At 66.6% G+C, this 8,480-nt stretch carries 6 protein-coding genes; 4 read left to right on the forward strand and 2 right to left on the reverse strand.

Annotation, left to right across the window (positions count from 1 at the left end; all coding sequences use genetic code 11):
* Positions 1-522: 522 nt before the first annotated feature.
* The 4 genes from lysX to AB4Z47_RS29360 all read left to right on the forward strand — a co-directional run bounded on the left by lysX (position 523) and on the right by AB4Z47_RS29360 (position 5,498).
* Positions 523-3,819 (forward strand): bifunctional lysylphosphatidylglycerol synthetase/lysine--tRNA ligase LysX, encoded by a 3,297-nt coding sequence (gene lysX / locus AB4Z47_RS29345; protein ID WP_441955741.1) that lies wholly within the window; start codon positions 523-525, stop codon positions 3,817-3,819.
* Between the two features lie 102 nt (positions 3,820-3,921).
* Positions 3,922-4,137, forward strand: a complete 216-nt coding sequence (locus AB4Z47_RS29350; RefSeq protein ID WP_441955727.1) for a hypothetical protein — start codon at positions 3,922-3,924, stop codon at positions 4,135-4,137.
* 289 nt (positions 4,138-4,426) lie between these two features.
* Positions 4,427-5,044 (forward strand): histidine phosphatase family protein, encoded by a 618-nt coding sequence (locus AB4Z47_RS29355; RefSeq protein ID WP_441955729.1) that lies wholly within the window; start codon positions 4,427-4,429, stop codon positions 5,042-5,044.
* A 118-nt stretch (positions 5,045-5,162) separates the two neighbouring features.
* Positions 5,163-5,498, forward strand: coding sequence for a hypothetical protein (locus AB4Z47_RS29360; RefSeq protein WP_441955731.1), 336 nt, complete (start codon positions 5,163-5,165; stop codon positions 5,496-5,498).
* 70 nt (positions 5,499-5,568) lie between these two features.
* Here the strand turns inward: AB4Z47_RS29360 and AB4Z47_RS29365 are convergent, their stop codons facing one another.
* On the reverse strand, positions 5,569-6,468 hold the full coding sequence (locus AB4Z47_RS29365) for a cutinase family protein (protein ID WP_441955733.1): 900 nt from the start codon (positions 6,466-6,468) through the stop codon (positions 5,569-5,571).
* 343 nt (positions 6,469-6,811) lie between these two features.
* Complete coding sequence (locus tag AB4Z47_RS29370) at positions 6,812-8,281, reverse strand: glutamate synthase subunit beta (protein WP_441955735.1); 1,470 nt, start codon at positions 8,279-8,281, stop codon at positions 6,812-6,814.
* Positions 8,282-8,480 lie beyond the last annotated feature (199 nt).

The following is an 8,480-nucleotide window of genomic DNA, read 5'->3' on the forward strand; positions in this document are numbered from 1 at the left end:
CGTGGTTACCCGGAACCGCATATTCGACCAGGGCCAGCGGCCGAGACACAGGGGCCGCTGCCGAAGCCGACATGGCCGAGCGCAGTGCTGCGCCGCAGCACACTCCGGTCACCCCGGACCCACGCCGCGCCCCGACGCTCGGCCTATAAGGCCTTAGCGCACCCGCCCAACCCAGCAACCGGCCTCAGGACCCGGCCCACCACCGACCACCGACCACCGACCACCGACCACCGACACCATGATCCGCGCCCTGATCGCCTCGGGTCCCTACAGCACATCCCGACCACCTCGGGTCCCTACAGCGCATCCCGACCACCTCAGGTCCCTACAGCACATCCCGACCACCCAGGACTCCCAAGGCCCCTGACCACCGCACACGTCTGACCACGCCGAACCTCATGACAGCACCACACGGCATCCCCCAGTTTCCGAGCGCAGCGAGACCGAGCATTCCCCGTTCGCGGCCCGGCTCGCGTCCGAGCGGCCGCCGCGTCCGCGACGCAGTCGCCAGCCCAGCAACACCTGAACACCGAACCACTCGCTGACAGACCTACGCCGCCGGTTCCGCATCGGGGGCACGGAAGACTCGCCGAGGTGCCGCATATCGCGGGATTGACGCTCGGTGTGTTCGCTGTGCTGTGCTTTCTTTGGAGCCTCTCGCCCGGGCTGCGCTTCCTGACTCAGGTGCCGCGCCGTTATGTCGACAACTATTACTTCGACGCGCCGGACACCAACCTGATGTGGGCGTTGGTCGTCGGTCTGATGGCGGGTGCCATCGCCAGCCGGAAACGAATCGCCTGGTGGTTGCTGCTCGGCTATCTCGCGCTCTTCGCGCTCGCCAACGGCGTCGACTTCGCCGAAGAGGGCGACATCAATGCCTTGGTCGCCATGGTGCTGCACATCGCGGTGATCGGCGTACTCATCGCGGCGTGGCCGGAGTTCTATACCAAGGTGCGCCGCGGTGCGGGCTGGAAGGCGCTCGGTGTGCTGGTCGGAGGGCTGACGATCGGCTGTCTGCTCGGCTGGGGCCTGGTGGAGTTGTTCCCCGGCAGCCTGCCGCAGGGCGTGCAGCGGCTCGGCTGGGCGGTCTATCGGGTGACCGCGGCGGTGCTGGTGGACAACGAACACTTCGACGGCCATCCGCGCCCGTTCGTCAACTTCCTACTCGGTCTGTTCGGTGCCATCGCGCTGCTGGCGGCGGTGCTCATCCTGCTGCGCTCGCAGCGTGCGGCAAACGCGATGACCGGGACGGACGAGTCCGCGATCCGCGGCCTTCTGGAGCGCTCGGACGTGGAGGATTCGCTCGGTTACTTCGCCACCCGGCGCGACAAGGCAGTGGTGTTCGCGCCGAGCGGCAAGGCGGCGGTGACCTACCGGGTGGAGCTGGGCGTCTGTCTTGCCAGCGGCGACCCGATCGGCATCTGCGAGGCCTGGCCACAGGCGATTGATGCCTGGCTGCGCCTGGCCGACCAATTCGGCTGGGCTCCCGCGGTGATGGGGGCAAGCGAGTTCGGCGCGACGGCCTATCGACGCGCTGGCCTTTCGGCATTGCGCCTCGGCGACGAGGCCATCCTCGACACCAGGAACTTCTCGCTGGCGGGCCCTGAGATGAAGCCGGTGCGTCAGGCCGCGAACCGGCTACGCAAGCACGGCATCGCAATCCGCATCCGCAGGCACCGCGATATCCCAGCCGAGGAGTTCGCCGGGATCATCGCCCGCGCGGACACCTGGCGCGACACCGAGACCGAGCGCGGGTTCTCCATGGCGCTCGGCAGGCTCGGCGATCCGCTGGACAGCGACTGCCTGCTGGTCGAAGCGGTCAACCCACAGGACCGGGTGCTCGGCATGCTGTCGCTGGTGCCCTGGGGTCGCACCGGCGCCTCGCTCGAGTTGATGCGCCGCGACCCGCAGAGCCCGAACGGCGTGATGGAGCTGATGATCTCGCAGCTCGCGTTGACCTCCGAGCAGCACGGCATCACCAAGGTGTCGTTGAACTTCGCCGTGTTCCGCTCGGTGTTCGAGGAGGGCGGCCGGATCGGTGCAGGTCCCGTGCTGCGGTTGTGGCGCGGCGTGCTGCTTTTCTTCTCCCGGTGGTGGCAGCTGGAGGCGCTGTATCGGTCGAACGTGAAGTATCAGCCGCACTGGGTGCCCCGGTTCTTCTTGTTCGAGGAGCGCAGGCAGCTGCCTCGGGTCGCGGTGGCCAGCGCACTGGCCGAGGGCTTCCTTCCTCGGTTCGGCAGGGACCCGGACACCGCGACGCACACCGGTGAGCACAGCGCGGTACCCGCGACGATGACGGGGCTGCACGCCGACGGCAGCCCACCCGACATCGCCGTAGTCGAGGGCGAGGAGCAGCCTTCCCGCAGGCCCGAGCAGGTGCGCGTGCGTATGGATAAGCTTGCACGCCTTGCCGATGCCGGTGTCGAGGCCTACCCGGTCGCCTACCCGCCGACGCACACGGTCGCCGAGGCGCGGCGCTCCCCGCGGGGTACCACGGTCCGGGTCTGCGGCAGGCTGCTGCGGATCCGCGACTACGGCGGCGTGATCTTCGCCGTGGTGCGCGACTGGACCGACGATATCCAGCTGGTCATCGATCGCGACCGGGTCGGCGCCGAGCGCAGCGCCGAGTTCGGTGAGTTCTTCGACCTCGGCGATTTGATCGAGGTGAGCGGTCAGATCGGGCGCAGCCGCCGCGGCGAGCTGTCGCTGCTCGCGGCGGACTGGCGGATGCTCGGCAAGTGCCTACATCCGTTGCCGGACAAGTGGAAAGGTCTGTCCGACCCCGAGGCCAGGGTGCGCCAGCGCTATGTCGACATGGCGATCAACACCGAGATCCGCGAGGTGCTCGCCAAGCGCAGCGCGGTGTTGCGCTCGCTGCGGGATTCGCTGAACTCCTGGGGATACCTGGAGGTGGAGACCCCGATCCTGCAGCAAGTGCACGGCGGCGCCAACGCGACACCGTTCGTCACCCACATCAACGCCTACGACCTGGATCTGTACCTGCGGATCGCGCCCGAGCTGTACCTGAAGCGGTTGTGCGTCGGCGGTATGGAGAAGGTGTTCGAGATCGGACGGACCTTCCGCAACGAGGGCGTCGACTTCAGCCACAATCCCGAGTTCACCATCCTCGAGGCCTATGAGGCGCACAGCGACTACGAGCGGATGATGCATACCTGCCGTCAGCTGATCCAGAATGCGGCGCTCGCGGCCAACGGTGCGATGGTGGCATTGCGGCCCACTGACGAGGGCACGTTCGAGCAGGTGGATATCTCCGGCGAGTGGCAGGTGAAGACGGTGCACGGTGCGGTGTCCGAGGCGATCGGCGCGGAGATCACCCCGGAGACCGGCGTCGAGGAGTTGCGCGAGCTGTGCGACAAGGCCGACGTGCCCTATCAGCACGGCTGGGACGCGGGTCAGGTGGTGCTGGAAATGTACGAGCACCTGGTCGAATCCCATACCGAGAAGCCGACGTTCTACATCGACTTCCCTACTTCGGTGTCGCCGCTGACCAAGGCGCATCGCAGCATTCCAGGTGTCACCGAGCGATGGGACCTGGTGGCGTGGGGTGTCGAGCTCGGCACCGCCTACAGCGAGCTCACCGATCCGGTGGAGCAGCGGCGCAGGCTCACCGAGCAGTCGCTGCTCGCGGCCAACGGCGACCCGGAGGCGATGGAGCTGGACGAAGACTTCCTGCTGGCGCTGGAACACGCGATGCCGCCCACCGGTGGCCTCGGGATGGGTGTCGACCGGATCGCCATGTTGATCACCGGACGCAGCATCCGCGAGACGCTACCGTTCCCCCTGGTGAAGCCGCGCTGACCCGGGTCACCACCGGTGCAGAGTTCGCATCGGACGAATCGGACGGCTAAGCTTGGAAATTCGGCTCCGGGAGGAGGCCGATACACCTCGAGGGGTTCGAATATGTACCTTGACATGCTGACCAACGCGACCTTGCTGGATCACACCGTGTGGACCAATCCGGATGTGTTGTTGAGTTCGGCAACGGAGTACGCCGCTAAAAAGAAGAAGAAAAGCGGTGGCGGGCTGATCTTCGGCGCGATCTGCTGTCTGCTTGTCGTCGCGCTGATCGTCGGCGGTATCTACCTTTTGGCCCAGCGCAAGAAGAACAACCAGTAGCCGTCGGGGCTGATCGAGCCGAAACGGCCCGGGTCGCTTTCCGCGAACCGGGCCGTTTCTTGTGCGCTGTCCATCAGAACACCGTGCGCTCGGACGCCCCCTCCGCATCGAGTTCGTCGGCGCCGAATAGTCCGCGAGTTTCTTCCAGGTGCCACCCGAGTGCCCAGGTAGACCGAGCCCACGCGGAAACGGCTCGACGGTCATATCTCAGAGTATGTGACCAGCGGCCTGGCGCAGACGCACGCAGACCTGGATGGAAGCCGGAGCGGTCATCCGGCAGAGTGGGCGTGTGCAGTTGATCCTCGTTCGCCACGCCCAGCCGATCCGGATTCTGAATACGGACGGGCCCGCCGATCCGGAACTGGCACCGGTGGGACTGGAGCAGGCCGAGCGGGTGCCTGCCGCGCTCGGTCACCATCGGATCTCCCGGGTGGTGAGCAGCCCCCAGCGCCGGGCTCGGGAAACGGCGGCGCCGACCGCCGCGAAGCTGGGGCTCGATCTCGAGATCGTCGACGACCTCGCCGAATACGATCGCGACCTGCCCGCCTATATCCCGATCGAGGACGCGAAGGTCGAATTCCAGGACGCCTACGAGCGGATCAAGTCCGGGCATCTGCCGCTGCAGATCGACAGCGAGGCGTTCAAGGCCCGGGTACACGAGGCGATCATCCACATCGCCGCGACCACCGACCCGGCCGACACCGTGCTGGCCTTCGCGCACGGCGGCGTGATCAACGTGCTGCTGCAAGACATGCTCGGGCTGGAGCGGCCGCTGACCTTCCCGATCGACTACTGCTCGATCACTCGAATCCTGTTCTCCCGCACCGGGCGCCGGACCGCAGCGACCGTCAACGAGAACGGGCACGTGTGGGATCTTCTGCCGCGCAACATCGCGGCGCGGGCCTGAACGCGCATTTCACAGTCGATTGCCAGCAGCGTCGCACCGGCGTCCCAGTGACGGAAACTTCGATGGGATCAGTGAGCCTACTGAATCAGCGGCTCACGGTTCGAGAGAAAGGAATTCCGTGTCGCTCTCCAAAACCGCTACGCTGCGGCGTCTCACCCGGGTGGCCGCGGCAGGTGCGCTGATCGTCGTACCGCTCGCGGGCCTCGCGGCGACCGCCTCCGCAGAAGCTCCCAACTCCGCGCCCGACGCGGTCCAGGTACAGCCGGTGGACGCGCTGCAGCAGGGCACCGACATCGACGGTCCGTTCCATCACCGCGACGGTGATCACCGGCGCGGACCAGGCGACCACGACTGGCAGAACAACCAGCCCTGGCAGAACAACCAGCCCTGGCAGGGCGGCCCGCCGGCGCCGCCGCAACTGTTCCAGCAGTTCTTCCCGTCCGGGTCGGCCTAGCCAGTCTCCCACCGAGAAACCGAAGGCCCATCTCCGAGTTCGGAGATGGGCCTTCGGTTTCGTTCGAGGATCAGGCCATGCCCGCGATCCAGTTGTGCATCCAGGAGATAGCGTTCTGGCCGCCGCCCACCGAGTAGCTGCCGTACAAAGTGTGCGCATGCGAGTTGTAGAAGCGCTCGAGATCTTTGGCCCGCTGCTCGTTCGCCGAATCGGTCAGTTGCGACTGCAGGGTCGGGACACCTCCGAAGGCCATCAAGTCGCCGATGATGTTCCCCGCCTCGATCTGGTAGCGCCACAGGTTGGCCGGGTTGGCGTCCGACGCCTGGGCGAGGAACCCGGCGAACCGGGTGACGAAGTCATCGGTCGCGGTCGCGCAGTAGAGGTCGTCGAGTGCGCAGATGGTGCGCGTGCGGTCGCTGATCCAGCCGAAGCCGCCGACCCGGGGGCCGCCTGCGCCCGCGCCGGGCGCAACCGGGCCGACCTGAATATCGGTGGGCGAACGGCGCGGGTCGGAGATCAAGCCGACACCCGCGATCCGGTCCGGCGACACGACACCGAGACCGGTGCCGATCTCCGCCGCGAGATCACCGGCGGCGTCGGCGCCCTGGCTGTAGCCGACGAGCGCGATCTTCGTCGCGCCACACCGCTGCGCCATGTCCGCGATCAGGCCGCGCGCGCTGTCGACCGCTTCCTTCTTCGAGTTGCCGTAAACCTCCCCCTCCCAGGGGAAGGCGGTCGCGGCGTAAGTCACGTAGTCGACATCCGCGGAGGACGGGAGGCCTCTGGTGACGCCGGCCAGCATGCCGGGCTGTGGCGTCTTGTCGCGCCCGGTCTCCCAGGTGCCTGGGATCGCCACCACGTACAGGCTCGGGCATCCCGGGTCCGCGTTCACCGAACCGCTGCCGAAAACCAAGCCGGACATCACTGCCGCGGACGCACCCAGAACCGCGACGACCTTTTTCAACTGCATACCGCTCCAGTCCAAATCTTGCCCTCGTGAACTTCCCCGCCGAGTTGCCGCGTTCCATGCTGAACTCGACGAAGGTCGTTCCAGTGCACGCCGGGTAAACACGAGTCACCCAACCGTTATGACGTGCACGACACAACCTCGATCCCAAGATCGACGGCACGCCGCAGATAACAATAAGGCCACAACCGCCCCGATGCCATTCGGACACTCGGACCAGGTCCGATTTCCGTCATGCGGCATCCTTCGGCCGGAAGCTTTCGAGCGCGTTTGCGGCCCGAGAACAAAGGCGCCTGTGGACAAATTTTCCACAGGCGCCTTTGTTTCCGCTCCGGTAAGAGAGGAACTAGCGCTGGGCGACCATGGTGGGGGTGATCGGAGCCGGAAGGGCGGTTTCGCCTTCCAGGAACCGGTCGACGCCTGCGGCCGCGGCGCGGCCTTCCGCGATGGCCCAGACGATGAGGGACTGGCCGCGGCCGATGTCACCCGCGACGAAAACGCCAGGGATGTTGGTCGCCCAGTTCTTGTCGCGCTGGACATTGCCGCGCTGGTCGTACCCGACGCCGAGATCGTTGAGCAGGCCCGGCTTCTCGGGGCCGACGAAGCCCATGGCGAGCAGAACCAGGTCGGCCTCGAGGGTGAAGTCGGTGCCTTCGACCTTCTCGAAGCGGCCGTTGACCATCGTGACCTCGTGCGCCTCCAGGCCGGTGACCTTACCGTCCACGCCGACGAAACGCTCCGTATTCACCGAGAACACCCGCTCGCCGCCCTCTTCGTGCGCGGACGAAACCCGATACATGAGCGGGTAGGTCGGCCACGGGGTCGAGGTGGCGCGCTCCTCGGGCGGACGCGGCATGATCTCGAACTGGTGCACGCTCGCGGCGCCCTGCCGGTGCGAGGTGCCCAGGCAGTCGGCACCGGTGTCGCCGCCGCCGATGATGACGACCTTCTTGTCCTTCGCGTGGATGGGCGGCAGTCCATCGGCATCGGTGACGTCGTCGCCGAGCTGTACCCGGTTGGACCAGGGCAGGAACTCCATCGCCTGATGGACGCCGTCCAGGTCGCGACCGGGAATCGGCAGGTCCCGCGCCAGGGTGGCGCCACCGGCCAGCACAATCGCGTCGAATCGCTCGCGCAGCTGGTCGGCGGTGATGTCGACCCCGACGTTCACGCCGGTCTTGAAGATCGTGCCCTCCGCCTCCATCTGTGCGAGACGGCGGTCGATGAAGCGCTTCTCCATCTTGAATTCCGGGATGCCGTAGCGCAGCAGACCACCGATGCGGTCCGCCCGCTCGAACACGGTCACGGTGTGCCCGGCGCGGGTCAGCTGCTGCGCGGCGGCCAGGCCGGCCGGACCGGAACCGACGACGGCGACCTTCTTGCCGGTGAGGCGGGTCGGGTAGACCGGGGTCACCCAGCCTTCATCGAAGGCGTTCTCGATGATCTCGACCTCGACCTGTTTGATCGTGACCGGATCCTGGTTGATGCCGAGCACGCAGGACGCCTCACACGGCGCGGGGCACAGCCGCCCGGTGAACTCCGGGAAGTTGTTGGTCGCATGCAGCCGGTCGATGCCTTCCCGCCAGCGGCCCTTGTAGACCAGGTCGTTCCACTCGGGGATCAGGTTCCCCAACGGACAGCCGTTATGACAGAACGGGATACCGCAATCCATACACCGGCTGGCCTGCGCTTGCAAGGTCTGGTGGGAGAAGTTCTCCTCATAGACCTCTTTCCAGTCCATCAGGCGCAGTGGGACCGGCCGCCGCTTGGGCAGCTCCCGAGAGGTGTGCTTCAGAAATCCCTGGGGGTCAGCCACGAGCGGCCTCCGTACTCTCGCCTCTCAACATCGGACTCAGCTCTCGAACGCGTCTCGCGTCAGCCACGGGCCGCCCCTGAATAGTCACAGCGCCTCGTCCACGTCATCCCTAGAACTCTCTGATCAGCCACGGGCCGCCCCTGAATAGTCACAGCGCCTCGTCCACGTCATCCCTAGAACTCTCTGATCAGCCACGGGC

The organism is Nocardia sp. 2TAF39 (genome assembly GCF_052114905.1).
GTDB lineage: Bacteria > Actinomycetota > Actinomycetes > Mycobacteriales > Mycobacteriaceae > Nocardia.

Excerpts from the sequence above, each read along its gene's own strand:
- AB4Z47_RS29350 (WP_441955727.1), top strand. The coding sequence starts at position 3,922 with ATGTACCTTGACATGCTGACCAACGCGACCTTGCTGGATCACACCGTG.
- AB4Z47_RS29365 (WP_441955733.1), bottom strand. The coding sequence starts at position 6,468 with ATGCAGTTGAAAAAGGTCGTCGCGGTTCTGGGTGCGTCCGCGGCAGTG.